This is a genomic window from Verrucomicrobiota bacterium (genome assembly GCA_016871535.1).
GTDB lineage: Bacteria > Verrucomicrobiota > Verrucomicrobiia > Limisphaerales > SIBE01 > VHCZ01.
Genome location: VHCZ01000118.1, coordinates 1 through 18163 on the forward strand (window position 1 = coordinate 1; position 18163 = coordinate 18163).

Genomic DNA, 18163 nt, shown 5'->3' on the forward strand with positions numbered 1-18163 from the left:
AAGAGCCGCCCAAGACGAAGTCAGAGCACCCATAGTAGCGATGAAGCGAGTAATGATCGTGGAGGGAAGGGAGTGCAGGAAGATGGAAGGAAGCTGGCCCGAACGACAGGCCATAAACCGCCGCGAGTGCCTGCGCGGGCTGTGCCGCAGGGGAGTCAGCCAAGCGATGACTTGGTTGAGACTGTTGAACGGAAGGCGGCCTTGGAGACCGCACGAAAGGTGCGCTCTCTCTCGTCGAGACCCCATCAACCGGAGAGCCGGATGCGGGAAATCCGTCCGTCCGGTTCGGAGGGAGGGGTGACGCTCGTGTGTCATCCCTACCCCTATCTTCTTGAGTCCGCCGTGCCGCCAAGCCGCGCCAAAGACATTTGAAATTCGACCACGGATGGAGATTGCCCAGGATGGCTTTCATGGATGAGGGGCAGCGGATAGATCGAGGTTTGAGATTGGAAATTTGAAATTGCCCGTCACGGCATGGTCTTCGGGAGTTGGAGGGTGGTTCGGACCGTGCCGCCGAGCGACGAGATGATGTCCACGCCAAGCTTTGATCGGCCTTTTGCGCGCAGCGTGCAACGGACCTCCACCATGCCGCCGCTGCCTTCGAGGGGGCCGAGCGCGGTCGATTTCACTCCGGCTAGGAGGTCGTTTTTATCCACGTCAAACACGACGCGTGTCGGCAATACCTCGCGCGTAGTCGCGCCTTGGGCCAGAGCCGTGGGGAGATACCCGGTGTTTTCCACCTTCAAGATGATTTCGTAAATGGATTCGCCAAGATGTTTGGCTTCCGCTCGCAGGAAGCCGACGCGAGGCAACTTGTCCGCCAGGCTGGTCAGGAACTTCGCGTGCTTTTCCGCGAATTCATCGAGCAGCTTGGGCGGAGGATTGCTCCGGGCAAACGGCGCGAACCCGCCGATCTCGACTTTGCGCCCCGGAAAGTCAGGGTGCTCGAAAGCCTTCCATGGAACGAACAACTCCGCGGCGTTCGTGTCGATCCATTTGAGAAACGCGCGGTCTTCTTCGTTCCGTTTGTCAGCATCCGCCGGGGCTTTGGCGTCCGGCTTCAAGTCGCTTGCCGGTTTCTCGGTCTCTTTCTTCTCCTCCTTCTTCGGCTCGGACTTGGCGGGCGCCGCGGAGCTGTCCCTGGGTTTGTCGCTTCCTTTTTCCGTTTTGGCTTTCGCCAGCTCCACTTGCAGAGCCGGACTCCACGGCTTCGCGGCGAGCGAGAGCCGGCCGCGATGGTAATACATCCAATCGGAAAAGGTTCCCGGCTCGCTGTGGCCTTGAAGTTCCTTCTTCAGGCCGATGGCGTCGCGATAAGCTTTCCCCAACTCGCGATAAAACGGGAGGTCGCGCTCTTGAATCGCGGTGGGAGGCCGTTTGCCGCCCGGCTCGCCTTTGGGAGTCTGGATGAGGTTGTCGGCCGCGCCAAATGTAAAGACGATGCCAATGTTCGGGTAGTCCACGACAAAATCCGCCAACGCCCACGTCTCGTTCTCGCTGATCTGATGCAGGCCGCCGGCAGCGGCGAAGAACTGGTAATTGTAAGGAAAATTCCGATTCAGGTTCACGCCGCCGAGGCCGTCTTCATTCCACGCCTCGTCGCGATCGTTGTCGCGGCCCTCCAGGAGGTAACGCCATTGGCCTCGCTCGCCCTTGGATTTGTCGGCTTTCATGAGCAGCCTGGGCTCGTCCGGATCCAAAATGTATTCGCCTTCGGGATCCTCGATTCGCATCCAGGCGATCAGGCCGTCGCCGTTCAAATCCTCCGGGCCATCCTCATCGATTAACCCGTCGTGATCGTCATCGACCGGTTTGGCGTTGGTGGCCGATTCGCGCTTGGGCGAAGCGAAAAAAGATTCGGCGGCGTCCGGACTCAAGCGCGGGAGAATGTAGATCGTCGTCGAATCGAGCAGTTTCTTCACGGCGCCGGCGTTGGCGTAGCCCTCCGCGAGCTGGCGCATCCAATGCACGGCGCTGCTGGTGCCGGCCAAGTCATTGCCTTCGATCCCCGCGGCCACGAGCATCGCCGGCCGCCGCCGCCGTTCATCCTCCGCCCCGTTGCCCAGTTCCACCAGCCAGACGGGATTCTTTTCCTGGGTCTCGGCGGCCTGTTTCAGATGAATGAGGCCCGGGTGCGCGGCCTTGAGCGACTCAAGTTGCCGGGCGAGAGTTTGGGAATCGAGGTACTCGGCGGCTTGTGCGCAGAGAAGTTGCGCGAAAAGAAGCGCAAACGAGGTCAGAAAGGAGCGATGCATCATTTCCGGAGATTTGCCAGGCGCATAGTAGGGGGCGAGCAGAGCGTGTCAATGGCCTGCGATGGTGGGAGGCGAGTGGCGGAGGGTTCCCCTCCCGGGAGGGGTGTTGGGGTGAGTTGGTGGGGAGCCGCCATGGTTTTGGAATCGCGCATTGCCGACCGACAAGAGCCCGGCCTCACGCGGCAGCGTCTTGGAGTGCGGCAGTCCCCTAGTCCCCCGCCGCTTTGATCCGCGCGCGATCTCGAAAATCGCCAGAGGACTGGCGCACTCCAGAGCCTGGCGGTTCGTGGGAAGCTTCCTTGACCTCAGGGCCATGCACATGGTCCTTGAACCGAAAACCGTACGGACCGCAGCCTTCAGACTACTTCCACGCACTCTCCGGAGTCCAGTTGTCGAAGCGGCCTAAAGGCCACGGTCCGGAGGAATGGTTCGTGGGAAGAAGACAAACGGGACGAGCGCTTTTTGATGCCGAACACTCTTGAAGAGGCCCGCGTGCGCCCACGGCGCGTCAATATACGCCCAGCAATTGTCAAGAAACGTGCAGCCGACCGGGAGGCCGCCTTCTATTTTTTACCATGCGCTCGTCGAGTCGAAGACCAGTGAGTGCCCGTACCGCGAGTGCGTGAACACCTAGATCGAGAAAAGCCATGCATGCGAATCCCAACCATTCCATGAGTTCTGGTCCGAATTCGTTCGCGGAATTCAGATTCCTGGCCACCGTCAACACCCTGCGCAAATGTCCCTTGTTCGCGGACCTCTCCGTCGAGACGCAGCGCGAGATCGCGCAGATCAGCCTCGTCAAAATGCTCGCCAAAGGCGACTACCTGTTTCACGAAGGCGCGCCCGTCCACGGCTTCTATGTCGTGCAGAGCGGCGCCATCAAGCTGCACCGAGTCAATCTCAGCGGGAAAGAACAGGTCATTCACGTGTTCCGCACGCATGAAGTCCTGGGCGAGGAAGCCCTGATGTCGGATTCCGGACACCTCGCCGACGCCAGCGCCGCGGAACCTTCGCGGGTGTTGACCATTCGCAAGGCGGAATTTCTGGCTCTGCTGAAACGCCGTCCGGAACTGGTCTTCAGCGTGGTGAAATCTGTCGGCGATCAATTCCGTCTCCTGCTCGATTTGCTGGAGGATCTGACCTTGAAGGATGTCCCGACGCGCCTGGCCAACTGGCTGATCCAGCACTGCCCCAATCCGGACAGCCACGATCCCTGCACGATTGAACTGCCCATGGCCAAGCGTTTGCTCGCGTCCGAGCTCGGCACCGTCAGCGAGACGTTCTCCCGCACCCTGGCTCGTTTTCGCGCGGAGAAGCTTTTGACGATCAATGGCCGGGTCGTGACCTTGCTGTGTCCGAGCAAGCTGCTTCGGTTGGTGCGCGGCGGTTTTGGCCTGGATCGTTCGCCGGGGCAGCCTGCGCCTTGGAAGAGCGCTGCAAATTCGCACCATCCTTCGGATCTTCTTTCCCCCGCCCGGGACCGGGCTCGCGTTCCAGCGCGGAAGGTCAACGGCGCCGTGCCCGAATGGGCCATGGCAGCCTTGCCCTCGTGAGCGCGCCAACCAAATGATGCGCAGCGAAAGCCAAGAAAGGGAGAGTGCGCCCGAGCGAGATCGATCAGACTCACCCTTGATGAACAACATCGAGCGGCCCCTGGTGGCGGTTGAAAACAATCCGGAAGAATGCGCGGAGTTTTGGAAGCAATGCTTCACCAGCCTTCACCTGACCTCGCACCAACGGTTCCTGAACGCGTGCCATGGCGCCCCGGTGGATCGTCCGCCGATCTGGCTGATGCGCCAGGCGGGCCGCGTCTTGCCGGAATACCGCGCCCTCAAAGCGACGCATTCCTTTCTCGATCTGGTGCAAACGCCGGAGCTCGCTGCGGAAGTCACCTTGCAGCCGATCCGCCGCTTCGGATTCGATGCCGCGATCCTTTTCAGTGATATTCTCGTCGTCGCGGAAGCGATGGGCCAGGGGTATTGCTTCCGCGATCAAGGCGGCGTCGAAATGGCTTTCGCGATTCGTTCGGAGGCGGACATCGACCGGCTCGATCCGGACGCCGTGGTGGAGCGCCTGCAATATGTCGCGCGCGCCATCCCGTTGATTCAGTCTGAACTGGCCGGCCAAACCGCTTTGCTCGGATTCGCCGGTTCGCCATGGACGCTGGCCAATTTCATGTTGGAAGGCGGCAGCGTCAAAGAGTGCACCAAGGCGAAAGCGCTTTTCTATTCTGATCCCGCGTTGTTTTCGAGATTGCTCGAGAAGTTGACCCTGGCCGTCACGCGCTTCCTGCAATTGCAGATCGACGCCGGCGTGGATGGCGTCCAGATCTTCGATAGCCTGGGCGGTTTGTTGGCCGCCGACACGTTTGGCCCGGCCTCCGCCCGCTGGATCACTAAAATCATCGCTTCGTTGCCCAGCCAAATTCCGGTGATCGCCTTTTCCAAAGGGACGCATGGCAACTGGGACGTGCTCGCGCGGACGGGCGCCCAGGTGCTCAGCATCGACTGGACCGTCCGGTTGTCCGAGGCGCGCGCGCGCTTGCCGGGCCGCATCGGTCTCCAAGGGAACCTGGACCCGTTCATTCTGACGACGCGGCCGGAAATCGTCGCTGCGGAAGCGCGCCGCATTCTCGACGAAATGCGGGAAGAGAACGGGTTCATTTTCAATCTGGGCCACGGCGTTCCTCCGACCGCGCCGCTGGAAAACCTCGAAAGCCTGGTGACCACCGTGCAGGGCTTTCGGCGCGAGTTACATTCGAGCCCCATCAAAGGAGAGGCGTGAAGTCGCATCCGAAACTGCAACTCAGACCTTACGAGAGCGGGCGTTCACCCTGGCCCTCTCCCTCGTGTGTGTTTAGCGTGCCTTCCGCCGTAGCGCAGAGTTGCACTCTGCCGTATCGCCGATTTGCAATCGGCGGAGCGTCGGTGAGTTCCAGATCCCTGGAACTTGTCGAACCCTGCGGAATACAATTCCGCGATCCGGCAGATTACAAATCTGCGCTACGCGAAACAGATACTCTCCCTCAGGGAGAGGGAACGCCGTATCCCACGCTGGCGGGTGTCCCATGGTCTCAGTTCGGAGATTGCGCACCGCCAAATTCTCCCTCTTCCCTGGGGGGAACCAGAGGATATCAAAACCAGCGCCGCAAGTTCTGCTGGCAAGGATGCCATGAAGATCGACCTTGATCTGGTTCGCAAATACTCGGTCCCCGGACCGCGTTACACGTCGTATCCGCCCGCGACGCAGTTCAAGGATGTGCTCGCCAAAGCGGAGTTGCTGGACCGGGTTCGGATTTCCCAACGGAGGGCCGCGGATCTCTCCCTTTACTTTCATTTGCCCTTTTGCCGGTCGCTCTGCTGGTTTTGCGGCTGCACCACGGTCATCACGACGGCGCAGAACAAAAGCGCGGTCTATCTGCAGTATCTCCAAAAAGAACTGGACTTGATCGCGCCATTGATCCAGCCGGACCGGCAGGTCGTGCAACTTCATTTCGGCGGGGGGACTCCGACCTTCCTTCTGCCGGACGAAATCCGCGCACTGGGTGGCATGATTCATTCGCGGTTCAAAGTCGCCCGCGACGCCGAAGCCGGCGTGGAGATCGATCCGCGCACGGTCACGCCCGATCACTTGAAAGCGCTGCGCGAAGTCCGGTTCAACCGCGTGTCGCTCGGCGTTCAGGACAACGACCCGGTCGTGCAGGCCGCCGTTCATCGCATTCAACCTGCGGAACAGACTCAGCGCGTGGTGGGCTGGATTCGAGAGGCCGGCTTCGCCTCGCTGAACATCGATTTGATCTACGGCTTGCCGTTTCAAAGGGTGGAAAGCTTCGCGAAAACGCTGGATCAGGTCATCGCGCTTTCGCCCGACCGGCTGGCGGTGTTCAGTTACGCGCACGTGCCCTGGATCAAGCCCGCGCAGCGCGTCTTCAAGGAAAGCAACCTTCCGACGGCCGAGGTCAAACTCCAGCTCCTGAAACTGAGCATCGAGAAGCTGACCGCCGCCGGATACGTGTACATCGGCATGGATCACTTCGCGCGAGCCGACGATGAACTGGCTGTGGCGCAGCGCCAAAAGAAGCTGCAACGGAATTTTCAGGGCTACAGCACGCGGGCCGGCACGAATCTGTTCGCGTTCGGGATGTCCTCGATTTCTCAGGCCGACGGCATTTACTGGCAAAACAAGAAAGAGCTCCCGGCGTATTACGCGTCGCTGGATCAAAGCGATTTGCCTTTCGCGAAGTGCTATTTCCTGACCGAAGACGACAAGATCCGGCGCCAGACGATCATGCGGTTGATGTGCGATTTCGGGCTGGACTTTGCGGCGATGTCGGACGCGTTGGGAATCAAGTTTCGCGAGTACTTCGCCGCGGAACTGGCCTCCCTCAGCGATCTGGAAGCGGACGGTTTGGTGGAAATCACCGAAGGCCTCCTGGCGGTCACGACCCTGGGGCGGCTGTTGATTCGCAACATCGCCATGCGTTTTGACGCTTATCTCCCCAAAGACCACGAACGACGGTTCTCCAAGACCATATGAAATCCATCGCAATCATCGGCGGCGGGATCACCGGTTTGACCGCTGCGTTTCGATTGGGACAAAAGAACATTCCCACGACCCTTTACGAGGCGGGACCGCGCGCCGGTGGCGTGATCTCCACCGTGAGACGCGAGGGTTACCTCGCTGAGTCCGGGCCGAATTCGATCCTGGAAACGTCCCCGCTGATCACCGCTCTCGTCCGCGACCTGGGACTTGAGCCGCGCCGTTTGAATCCGGCCCCGGCAGCGAAGAAGCGCTACGTCGTCCGCGGCGGCCAGCCGATTGCTTTGCCCCAGTCGCCGCTCGGCTTTTTCACCACGCCGCTTTTCTCGGTGGGCGCGAAGCTGGGTTTGCTGGCCGAGCCGTTCGTGCCACGGGCTCCCGAGGCCCGCGAGGAGAGCATCGCGGAATTTGTCACGCGGCGCATCGGAAACGAATTCCTGGATTACGCGATCAATCCTTTTGTCGCGGGCGTTTACGCCGGGAACCCGGCTCAGCTTTCCGTGCGGCACGCCTTCCCCAAACTCTACGCGCTGGAACAAAAATACGGGTCCTTGATTCTGGGCCAGTTCCTGGGCGCGCGGGAGCGGCGGCGGCGGGCCGAAGTGTCCAAGCAGGCGGCCAAAATGTTTTCTTTCGACGACGGCCTGCAAGTGCTCACGGATACCCTGGCGGGACGGCTGGCGGATCGCATCCGGTTTTCGACGCCGGTCGTCCGTTTCCAACAAACGAGCGAGGGCTGGAGGGTCACGGTCAGGCAGGAAGGCTGCGAGGAGACGCACGATCACGCCGCCGTTATTTTCACCGCGCCGGTCCATCGGTTGCCGGAGATGCAATTGCAGTCTGAGCGCTACTTGAATTGGGCGCCGCTGTCGCAGATCAATTACCCGCCCGTGGCCAGTGTCGCCCTGGGATTCCGACGCGACGACGTGGCGCATCCGCTGGACGGATTTGGCGTGCTCATTCCCGAGAAGGAACAATTCAACATTCTGGGAACACTTTTCTCCTCGTCGCTCTTTCCGAATCGCGCGCCCGCCGGGCACGTCACGTTGACGAGCTTTGCCGGCGGCACGCGCCACCCGGAGCTGGCGATGCGCGGGGCCGAAAAATTGGTGCGCATTACCCTCCAGGATCTGCGCGCGTTGTTGGGCGTCGCGGGCCAGCCCACGTTCCAACACATCGCGCTTTTCCCGAAGGCCATTCCGCAATACGAAGTCGGCTACGGACAGTTCGAGGAGCTGATGCGGGAGGTCGAAGAAAAGGCGCCGGGCTTTTTCCTGGCCGGCAATTATCGCCGCGGCATTTCGCTCGGAGACTCAATCGTGTCGGGTCACCACGTCGCGGAGTCGGCCGAGCGGCATTGGACGACCGCATTGCCGAAAGAAGCGATTCAGGTCCCGAAATTCTCGACCGAACTGGCCGCATGACAAGACAGGGAGTTTTGCTGATCAACCTGGGGTCGCCGGATTCCCCCAGTGTCCGCGACGTGCGCCGGTATCTCCGCGAGTTTCTCATGGATGGCCGCGTGCTTGACGCGCCGTATCCGGTGCGGTTTTTCGTGGTGAACTGCTGCATTCTGCCGCGGCGTCCAAGGGAATCGGCCGAAGCGTACCACAAGATTTGGGGGCCGAACGGCTCGCCGCTCGTCGATACGAGCCGGAAGTTGCGAACGCTCTTGCAAGAGCGCGTCTCTATGCCGGTTGAACTCGCGATGCGCTACCAGAACCCGTCAGCCGACGCTGCCATCCGCAACCTGCGCGCTCAGGGCGTGGACGAACTGTTGCTCATCCCGCTTTTCCCGCACTACGCCATGTCCAGCTACGAGACTGCGGTGGAACGAGTGCGCGATGCGGTCCGGCGATTCGCCCCTCGGATGGAAATGACTGTCGTGCCGCCCTATTATGACGCGCCGGAATACATCGAGGCGTTGGCCGCCAGCGCCGGGGCTTACCTGGACCAGGGCTACGATCACTTGCTGTTCAGTTTTCACGGATTGCCCGAACGTCATTTGCGCAAATCCGATCCGACGGGCTGCCACTGTCTGAGGGCGCAGAATTGCTGCGCCGCGCCGAGTCCGGCGCATCGAACCTGTTATCGGGCCCAGTGCCTCAAGACGGTGGCCGCGTTCACGCAGCGGACGGGTGTGACGAAGTATTCGGTGGCGTTTCAATCCCGGCTCGGCAAGGAACCCTGGCTCCAGCCCTACGCAGACCAGGAGATTGTCCGTCTGGCCCGGAGCGGTGTGAAGCGATTGCTTGTGATCTGCCCGGCGTTTGTCGCGGATTGCCTGGAAACGATCGAGGAGATCGGGATGCGCGGTCGGGAACTTTTCTGGGAGGCGGGCGGCGAGGAATTCGCGCTCATCCCGTGCTTGAACGATCACCCGGTGTGGCTTGACGCGCTGCAAAGAATGGTGGATCGGTTCGTGGACAGTGCGGCGTCACAAAGGGCATTGCTCGCCCGATCGTGATTCGTTGCCAAACTGATTTCCGAAAGGTGGGGCAAGGCACGGGAGAGAATTCCAGGGCGCTTCAGGTCACGGCTGATTCAAGAATCTCGCGAAAGGAGCGCGGGCAGCCTGCCCGCCCGCCTCTCTCGAAATCTTCACGCAACCCGCGCGGGCAAGCTGCCCGCGCTCCTTCTTGAATCAGCCGTGGCTTTAGGTTGTTTAATAAGTTTTTGCTATTGCGCCAATGCGGGGCGCTTGATTTAGTAGGCCGCGTTCCGATCACTCTCAATCGCCATGAAAACAATCTATGTTTCCTCCCTTGCTTGCGCCCTGGTGTTGTCCACCGGAACTACTCAGGCGCAACCTATCGACATCTCCACTTTCGACACAACCGCCAAAGGGGCGTGGTCCGAGCCGGCGCGCACGACGCTGGCTGTTCCCAAAGTCCCGAATGACTCCGTGAAACTGGACGGCGCCGCCACGTCCCAGGAATACGGCGGGTTCAAGGGCGTGACGGTTGATCCCGGAGTCAACGCCTGGATTCTCGATTTCCCCGCGGATCGAGCCTGGGATGGCGCGGCGGATTCGAGTTTCACGTACTGGCTGGCTCACGATGACGATTATTTCTACGTCGGCGTGCACGCGAAGGACGACGTCGTCACCAGCGACGATCCCAACACCGCTTTCTGGAAAGACGATGCGATCGAGATTGTGGTCGACGCGCTGGCGGACCGATTGGACAACAACACGGACACCTCAAAGGATCCCATCGGCGGCCATAGCTACGTCAATTTCCAGGGCCGTTTCTCGGCCTGGGATGAGGCCGGTTCCAAGATCGGCGCCACGACGTGGGCCACGGCGGTGGATTGGAAATACGGGGAAACGGGCGACGTGTTTGGCTTTGGGAAATCCGTCGCCGGCGGCTGGCAAATGGAAGTTCGCTTCAAGAAACGGTTGTTCGAGGACGCCACGGCCGGCAACAAACTCCGAAACGGCTACCGCATGGGCTTCAACATCGGCATGGACGACGACGACAAGAAAGGCATCGGCGCCAGCGGCAACAAATCGCGCTCGCAGGATTTGGAAATCCAATACTGGTGGGCCAACCGGGAGCGCAGGAAAGGTTTGACCGCTGAAGTGCTGGCCGGGCTAACTCCGGCCGACAAAGCCGCCAAACGCGGACCGGATTCTTACCTTCAGACCTTTGAATTGGGGATAGATTCCGCCGGACGGCTCGCGCACGGCGGGACCGGAGAGATCATTTTCGGCTTCGACACCCGATCCTCGGGCAAGATCCTTTTCATCACATCGAACGCCGGAACTCCGATCAATGCGGATCCCGCGTTGATCGCGCTGCTGGAGGCCAAAGGTTATACCGTGACGTTGCTGACGCCGCCTGGCACGGCGGATGAACTTCGCGCCGCAACCAAAGGCCAGGATCTCGTGATCCTCTCGGAAACCATCGGCTCCACTTCCGTCGTGGATCCGGTTGGCCAGGGCACCGGCATCTTCAGCTTGAAGAACAGCGACATCCCCATCATTTCCTTCGAGCCTTACATGTGGGACAACGCCGATTGGGTGAAGCGAACTGAGGACGGCTCGAATGATTTCATGACCTGGGGCAATTCGGGCCGCACCGAGGCGGACGTTGTCGGCCTTCTGGACGCAAGGGACAGCCTCCAAATCATGAAAGCAGGGCATCCTCTGGCCGCTGGTCTGACGGGCAAGGTCAAAGTGTATGACGTGCTCTATAGTTTGAATTACGGCATTCCTTCGGCGGACGCCGATGTGATCGCCTCCATCACCGCGGATGGCAAATTCCCCACTATCTTCGTTTATGAAAAGGGCGACAAACTCGTGGACGGAAGTGTGTCCCCTAATCTCCGCATCGGCATGTTCCTGGGACAAAACGCCAATCCCAACGCCAACACCACGCTGGCCTACGAGGACCTCTCCGCAGCCGGGCGAGCTTTGTTCCTCGGCTCGGTGGAGTATGCTCTCCCGCGCAAGGCCGTCCCGACGCTCTCGCTGGCGCGCAGCGGCACGGACCTCGTCGTGACTTTCGGCGGCGGCACCCTTCAAAGCGCCGACGCGGTTACCGGGCCGTGGAAGGATGAAACCAGTCCAAGCCCCCTCAAGATTCTGCCTTCGGCCGGGGCCAAGTTCTACCGCGTGAAGGGCAACTGACCGTTCGAGCGCCCTGAAACCGGAGCGCGGCGTTCATGCCGCTTCGACGTCCAAAGCCCCGGTCGCATCGAACCTGGATGCGGCGTAACCCACAGTTACTGATCAGTATCAATGGTGGGGCGAGCCTGCTGCCGAGCTTTTCTACGATGGCATTGGCTCGGCCGGAGCCTCGCCCCACTTTAACTTGGAGTTACCGTGAAACACTCTCTGCGTTTCTTCTCGATTGGCCTGCTCGTAGCCGCGCTCGAAGAGTTCATTACCCAGGGCGTTCTGAAGAAATCCTACGGCGGGTGGATCATTCCCACGATCGTGGCGTTCGTGCCCTTTCTGGTGCTGGTTCGCGGCATCGCCTGGGTGCTGGAGAAGTGGCTGACCGAAGCCGGAGCAGTCTTGATCTACTACCTGAGCGCCGGCGCCATTGGCCTCCTCGTGGAATGGTTTCTCATCGGGCTTTCTCCGTGGCGGGACCCGAACGCGCCCGTGTCATTGCTGGTCCCCTTTCAACTGGGCATGTTCAGCTTTTGGGGCGGCGTCGCTTTTGCGCCGAGATTGATCCTTGACCGCAGGGAAACTGTTTCGCGTCTGCGGAAATCGTATTTGCGGTTTCTGATTCTCGGAATGGCAGTGGTTTACGGCGTGACCTTCGCAGCGCCGCAGAAAGCCCATTTTGCTGCCGGCATCCTCTCGGTGCTCATCCTGTTTCTCGGTCTGAATTTCTTCTATGCCCGATATCTGGCGCTTCTAATTTGTGATCAAACAGGAGAGCACAAAGCAAACAGAGGCTGAATCGGGCGCAAAGGCATCTGAAACCTCAGTGGTTTGCGAGCCGGCATGTCGCGTTGTCACCGGACTCCGTTTCTCCGTTGGCTCCTGTTGAAAATCCAGCCAGCGAAACTGCGTTTCCTGGCGCCAGCGATTCTCATTGACTCGGAGCGCGCCCATCTTGGGCGCAGCGCGCAGTGAAATCCGAACGCGACGGGCTATTCCACACCGTTTTTGCCAGTCTGGGAGCGCTGCGGCCTGGAAGGTCGCGCTCCAAGCACGCCAAAATGAGAATTGCTGGACACGCGCAGCGCAGATTTGACATCAGCACGGGCTTCGCAAAGACTGCCCGCCCTATGGCTGAACCGAAAGGCAATGAGTTGATGGAAAAAATCGTGTCGCTGTGCAAACGGCGCGGGTTCATTTTCCAATCCTCCGAGATTTACGGAGGCATCAACGGCTTCTGGGATTACGGCCCGCTCGGCGCGGAACTCAAACGCAACGTAAAGGAACTCTGGTGGCGCACGATGACGCAGCAGCGCGACGACGTCGCCGGCCTCGAAGCCACCATCATCATGCACCCGCAGATTTGGAAGGCCAGCGGGCATGTGGATACGTTCAGTGATCCGATGTGTGATTGCTTGCTGACGAAGAAACGGTTCCGGGCGGATCAGATCGAACCCCAGTCAGGTGTTGTATTTCATTTCATCGACGCTATTGAAGCCGCCAAAGTCATCTCCGAGGCAAACGACCTCATTCCTAAGTTGCCAGATGGAGAAAAACAGGAAACACTCAAGACCGTCGAGAAAGCCGTTCGGTTGCTCAAGAATGCACTGGGTGTAGCAAAGGATGAGATCATCGAACCGAGTCGCTTGGTGGCAGCGTTTGTTCAGAAGTACGGGCGTAAAGGAAATTCATCCGGACGGCCGTATTCGGTGCTCGTTTCAAACGAAAGCGAGTTTCCTCGCGCGGAGCGTGTCGCACAGGATTTCTATCGACTACAGGGACTAGTTGCTCCCGTCGTTTTTCGCGGCGGCTCAGAAAGAGTGCAGAACTCTCAGCGCTTTAACCCGGAAAACGGCTCGCTGCTGACCGAGCCTCGCCCTTTCAATCTGATGTTCAAGACCTACGTCGGCCCCGTGGCGGACGAGGAGAACGTCGCTTACCTCCGCCCGGAGACCGCGCAAGCCATCTTCGCCCAGTTCAAGAACGTGCTGGAGACCTCGCGCCAGAAAGTGCCGTTCGGCATTGCGCAAGTGGGCAAGGCGTTCCGCAACGAAGTCACGCCGCGCAATTTCACGTTCCGCTCCCGCGAATTCGAGCAGATGGAACTGGAGTTCTTCATCCGCCCCGATGAAGCGGTGGAAGCGGTTGCCGGCCGCGTCGCCTCTTCGAGTGAAATCGCCAGAAGCCAATCGCCAACGGCCGATCCGCAGCCCGATTGGGGCTGGGAAGCCTGGCACAAATATTGGGTCGAGGAACGCATCCGATTTTACGAAAGCATCGGCCTGCCGCGCACGACGCTCGAAGAATACTGGCAGAAGCCGGAGGAACTCGCGCATTACGCCCGTGCTTGTGTGGACATTTTATTCAAGTTCCCGTTCGGCACCCAGGAATTGGAAGGCATCGCCGCCCGGAGCGATTTCGATTTGAGCCAGCACCAGCGTTTCTCCGGCAAACCCACCGGCGTGTTCGACGAGGAATTGAAGAACGCCTGGGCCAAGCTCGATGAAGGCAAGAAAGCCGATCTCTCAAAACGTTTCTACGAGGCGCGTTTCAAGTATCTGACCAGGATGGGCGAACCGGCCGAGCAGGCGGAGAAACAGGCTCGCGAAGACACGGCCGGATTAGCCAAAGGCAACTTCATTCCGCACGTCATCGAACCCAGCGCCGGCGTGGATCGGCTGATCCTCGCTCTCATCTGCAACGCCTACGCGGAAGATCAAGCGCCGGATGATAAGGGAAACATGGAATCGCGCGTCGTGATGCGATTTCATCCGCGCATTGCGCCGATCAAAGTCGCGGTGTTCCCGCTCTTGAAGAACAAGCCTGAGTTGGTGAAGAAAGCGAAGGAAGTTCGCGATCTGCTGCGCCCGCACATGACAGTCTTCTACGATGAAGCGGGCGCGATTGGCCGGCGATACCGCCGCCAGGACGAAGCGGGCACTCCGTTCGGCGTGACGATTGATTTCGATACGCTGGGCGAGACGCCGGAGTTGCTGAACACCGTGACGCTGCGCGACCGCGACACGATGCGGCAGGATCGGGTGAAGATCGACGACCTGCTCCCGCGGCTCCTGGCGAAGGTCCGGTAACGCAGCGCAGATTCTCGATCGCGGAATTGCCTTCCGCAGGGCAGGGCAGGCTCCGCGCCCTGGAACTTCTGGCGCGCTGCCGATTGCAAATCGGCGATACGGCAGAGTTCAACTCTGCGCTACGGGTTTCGGAAGTTCAACAAACCCTGTTGTGAAGCCAGCCCTCAACCATCCGGTCGCTCTGGTCGTCAGCGCCGCCGTGTTGTGGAGCACGGGCGGGCTCGCCATCAAATCGGTCGAGTGGAACGCGCTGGCCATCGCCGCGACCCGGAGCGCGATTGCCGCCGTCACCGTGTGTTTCCTGATCGGGAGGCCGCGCTTCACCTTCTCGGCGGTGCAACTCGGAGGGGCGCTCGCCTACGCGGCCACCGTCACCTTGTTCGTCGCCGCCAACAAACTCACCACGGCGGCGAACGCCATCTTCCTGCAATACACCGCGCCGGTTTATGTCGCGTTGTTCGGCGCGTGGTTCCTGCGCGAGCATCCGACGCGGCTGGACTGGGCCTTGATCGTCGTTGCGGTCGCGGGCGTGGGGTTGTTCTTCATCGACGAACTTTCGTGGCACGGGCTTTGGGGAAATCTTTGCGCGCTCGGCAGCGGACTGGCGTTCGCGTTGCTGATTTTGCTGCTGCGCAGCCAGAAGGACGCGTCCCCGATCGAGTCGGTGCTTTTGGGCAACGCGTTGACGGCTCTGATCGGTTTGCCGTTCGCGTTCAGCTCGTGGCCCAGCGCGAGATCGTGGCTGGGGCTGGTCTGGCTGGGAGTTTTCCAACTGGGCCTGGCCTACGTCCTTTACACAAAAGGGATCAAGCACGTGCGGGCGCTGGAATCGACTTTGATCAGCACCGTGGAACCCGTGTTGAATCCGATCTGGGTGATGCTGTTCCTGGGTGAAATGCCGGGGCGCTGGTCGTGGATCGGCGGAGGCTTGGTGATTTTGGCGGCCACGGTTCGAGGGGTGCTCACGGCGAGAAGCAGCAACTCCTAGGAGACGGGGAGCACACGCGCCCTCGCGTGTTCCGACCGGCGCCCTCGCCGGTCGGAGCGTCGGAGAAACCATCTCATCAAACGACCGCATTTTCGGACAGAAGAGAGCGGTCGGCGGGGGCGCCGACCGCTGCACGCGAGGGCGCGTGCGCTCCCCAGCTTGTGTGGATGAACACGGCAAAGGCAAGAAAACAGGCCGCTGTGTTTTCACGCAGCGGCCTGTTGCGAGAAGTTAATGACAACTTTGTTCGGATCCTGATCAGACCGTCAGTTGTTGCCGCCCCGCCGGGCGCCGCCGCCTCGGCCGCCGCCAAATCCGAATCCACCGCCCCCTTGCTTCAGGGCTTCGATTTGTTCGCTGGACAATTTGCTTTTCACTTTGGCAAAGGCCTTGGCCCGGGCGATGGCCTGCTCTTCTTCGGCTTTGGCGAGCGCGGCTACTTTGGCTTTGATGTCGGCCTCGTCCACTTTGGCCGAATAAATGGCCGCGTTCAGATCCGTGCGCGCCTGGCGGACCTTCTGCCCGTGTTCGCGAACTTCGTCGTTCATCTGCCGAAGCGCTTCGCGTTGTTCTTCGGTCGCGTTTTGGAAGGCAGCCCCGCCGCCGCCTCCTCGGCCGCGGCCCTGGCCCTGGCCCTGGCCCTGGGCAGAGACCATCGGCGCGTTCATCAGGATGACAGACGCGACCAACATTGCGGGCAGGCAGCGCCATAATGAGTAAGTTTTCATCGTCGTTTCACGTGGTTTACTTGATTCGTGCGTGAATCGCCAAGGACACGCGTCGGCTTGCCTATCACGCTTTCTCAGGTGAGACGACGCGCTACCTGGCTTGGTTACGGAACCAACGCCGCCAAAACGTTAGAAGGTTAAATCGTTGAATCGTTGTAACCGTTAACGACGGTGGGGCGACGCTCCTGCGGAGCCTTTCTTCGACGGCATTGGCTCGGCGGGCGCCTCGCCCCACTTTAACTACCTCAACTGAGGGGATACGAATCGTTAAGTCGGTGAAAGCGCTTCGAGGATCGTGGGAGTCTCGCTCAGCCGTGCTCGAAAATGAAATGGGCTCCAGTTCGGCAGTGCATCCACAAGTTTATCAGTTCCATGAAGGCCCGAGCTGGGTGGAGCGGGCTGCCAGCCCGCTTCGCGCGGCAACCTGCCGCGTGAAAGGTCGCGAGTAATTCCTTGCGATCCGTCCAGGACTGATCCGCGACCGTTCCGTCCGGCTGGTAGCCGGACGGAACAGGCAAGTTGCCTGTGCCACCGACAACACGTGGATGCACCACCTTTTGGGGACGCGAACTTTTTCCATCGCCACAGACATCCAAATCGCCTAAACGTTCCCGCCATGACTGAAACGTTTGCGCCGCGGTTGCCGAAGTGGCCGTTCTTCTTCGGCGACCTCTGTCTGCTTGTGCTCGCGTGGTTCATTGCGGACCGATACGGAACCGCCTTCGGCCTCGGTCCGATGGGCCTTTGCCTTGCGGCCGTGGCTCTCGGCGCGTGGGTCTGCATTCTGCCTTACTTGAAGGATCACCAGGCCTTGCTGAAAATGGCGGAGGCCAACACGCTTTCGACGGCCGTGGCCCAACTCCAGAACATCGAACAAATCAAAAACCAGATCGCCAATTCCACTTCCCAATGGCAGTTCGTCCAGGACGAATCGAAAAGGACGGTCGCCGCCGCCAAAGAAATCGCCGACCGCATGAAAGCCGAGACGCGCGAGTTTTGCGCTTTCCTGGAAAAAGCCAACGAAACGGAGAAAGCGCACCTCCGGCTTGAAGTGGAGAAACTGCGCCGCAGCGAAGGCGAATGGCTCCAGGTGGTGGTGCGAATGCTCGACCACATCTACGCCTTGCATCAGGCGGGCTCGCGTTCCGGCCAGCCGGGCCTCATTTCCCAGCTCAACCAGTTCCAGCACGCTTGCCGCGACGCGGCCCGGCGCGTTGGCCTGATCGCGTTTGCGCCAGCCCGGCACGACAAATTCGAGCCGAAGACACAGCAACTGGCCGATGACTCCGTGCAACCGCGTCCGGGCGCGCTGATCACTGAAGCGCTCGCGACGGGCTATAGTTTTCAGGGACACCTGATTCGCAAAGCGCTGGTCACACTCAAGCCGGACACGCAACCGGAACTGCCGCTCACCGCCGCCTTGCCTTCCGAGACCCACGTTCCAACACCCGCGATGGCCGCCGAACCAACCGAACCGCAGCCCTCCGAGGCCCCTCAGCCGGTCGGCGCGGCGTGACTGGGCTTTAACAGGAGCCAGCAGAGAAAACGGAGTTGAGAAGTGGCGCGTGAGGCTCCCTCTGAGATGCAGTGAGGGGATCCGTTCGCAGAGAGCCTGCTTGGTTTCAGAACCATGCACGCGGCCCACGAACCAGGTAGGGACGGATTCCACTCCGTCCCTGACATCCTTGAGGCCTGTCTTGAAGGGAGAGACGGACAACGGAAGAACCAGGAGCCTCCGTTGGTCCATCGTCTCCTCCTGGGCGGCGGTCTGCCTCCAGGCTTGATTTGGGACGGAGTGGAATCCGTCCCTACCACACTAAGTGGTCCATTTCATAAATACGCTCACGTTCGCGGCAAGGGATTTTTCGGCCAGACGAGGCGCGAGCGACGAGCATATCCCGAAGTGGATCTGTAAGGAGCAAGCAACGAAGTCTGGCGAAAAA

At 60.4% G+C, this 18163-nt stretch carries 12 protein-coding genes; 10 read left to right on the plus strand and 2 right to left on the minus strand.

The window, feature by feature from the left end; translation table 11 throughout:
* Window positions 1–467 precede the first annotated feature (467 nt).
* On the minus strand, window positions 468–2258 hold the full coding sequence (locus tag FJ398_15685; protein ID MBM3839377.1) for a hypothetical protein: 1791 nt from the start codon (window positions 2256–2258) through the stop codon (window positions 468–470).
* 644 nt (window positions 2259–2902) lie between these two features.
* On the opposite strand from FJ398_15685, the gene FJ398_15690 reads away from it, so the two are divergent.
* From FJ398_15690 to FJ398_15730, 9 genes are all read left to right on the plus strand, one after another.
* A complete protein-coding gene (locus FJ398_15690; GenBank protein ID MBM3839378.1) occupies window positions 2903–3808 on the plus strand; it encodes a Crp/Fnr family transcriptional regulator in 906 nt (301 codons plus the stop codon).
* A gap of 169 nt (window positions 3809–3977) precedes the next feature.
* The gene (locus FJ398_15695; GenBank protein MBM3839379.1) at window positions 3978–5039 is read left to right on the plus strand and encodes a uroporphyrinogen decarboxylase; all 1062 of its coding nucleotides are present in this window, start codon (window positions 3978–3980) and stop codon (window positions 5037–5039) included.
* A gap of 387 nt (window positions 5040–5426) precedes the next feature.
* Window positions 5427–6791 (plus strand): oxygen-independent coproporphyrinogen III oxidase, encoded by a 1365-nt coding sequence (gene hemN / locus FJ398_15700; GenBank protein MBM3839380.1) that lies wholly within the window; start codon window positions 5427–5429, stop codon window positions 6789–6791.
* Window positions 6788–8218: a protoporphyrinogen oxidase gene (gene hemG, locus FJ398_15705; GenBank protein MBM3839381.1), complete on the plus strand. Its 1431-nt coding sequence runs from the start codon at window positions 6788–6790 to the stop codon at window positions 8216–8218. Before hemN ends, hemG begins: the two co-directional genes overlap by 4 nt.
* On the plus strand, window positions 8215–9261 hold the full coding sequence (locus FJ398_15710) for a ferrochelatase (protein ID MBM3839382.1): 1047 nt from the start codon (window positions 8215–8217) through the stop codon (window positions 9259–9261). Before hemG ends, FJ398_15710 begins: the two co-directional genes overlap by 4 nt.
* A gap of 273 nt (window positions 9262–9534) precedes the next feature.
* Window positions 9535–11427 (plus strand): hypothetical protein, encoded by a 1893-nt coding sequence (locus tag FJ398_15715; protein ID MBM3839383.1) that lies wholly within the window; start codon window positions 9535–9537, stop codon window positions 11425–11427.
* 195 nt (window positions 11428–11622) lie between these two features.
* Window positions 11623–12213, plus strand: coding sequence for a hypothetical protein (locus FJ398_15720; protein MBM3839384.1), 591 nt, complete (start codon window positions 11623–11625; stop codon window positions 12211–12213).
* 332 nt (window positions 12214–12545) lie between these two features.
* Window positions 12546–14504 carry a glycine--tRNA ligase gene (locus tag FJ398_15725; protein ID MBM3839385.1) on the plus strand — a complete coding sequence of 653 codons (1959 nt, stop codon included), beginning with the start codon at window positions 12546–12548 and terminating at the stop codon, window positions 14502–14504.
* A gap of 151 nt (window positions 14505–14655) precedes the next feature.
* Window positions 14656–15492 (plus strand): EamA/RhaT family transporter, encoded by an 837-nt coding sequence (locus FJ398_15730; GenBank protein MBM3839386.1) that lies wholly within the window; start codon window positions 14656–14658, stop codon window positions 15490–15492.
* A gap of 266 nt (window positions 15493–15758) precedes the next feature.
* Here the strand turns inward: FJ398_15730 and FJ398_15735 are convergent, their stop codons facing one another.
* Window positions 15759–16220 carry a periplasmic heavy metal sensor gene (locus FJ398_15735; GenBank protein MBM3839387.1) on the minus strand — a complete coding sequence of 154 codons (462 nt, stop codon included), beginning with the start codon at window positions 16218–16220 and terminating at the stop codon, window positions 15759–15761.
* A 616-nt stretch (window positions 16221–16836) separates the two neighbouring features.
* On the opposite strand from FJ398_15735, the gene FJ398_15740 reads away from it, so the two are divergent.
* Window positions 16837–17736, plus strand: coding sequence for a hypothetical protein (locus FJ398_15740; GenBank protein ID MBM3839388.1), 900 nt, complete (start codon window positions 16837–16839; stop codon window positions 17734–17736).
* Window positions 17737–18163: the final 427 nt, after the last annotated feature.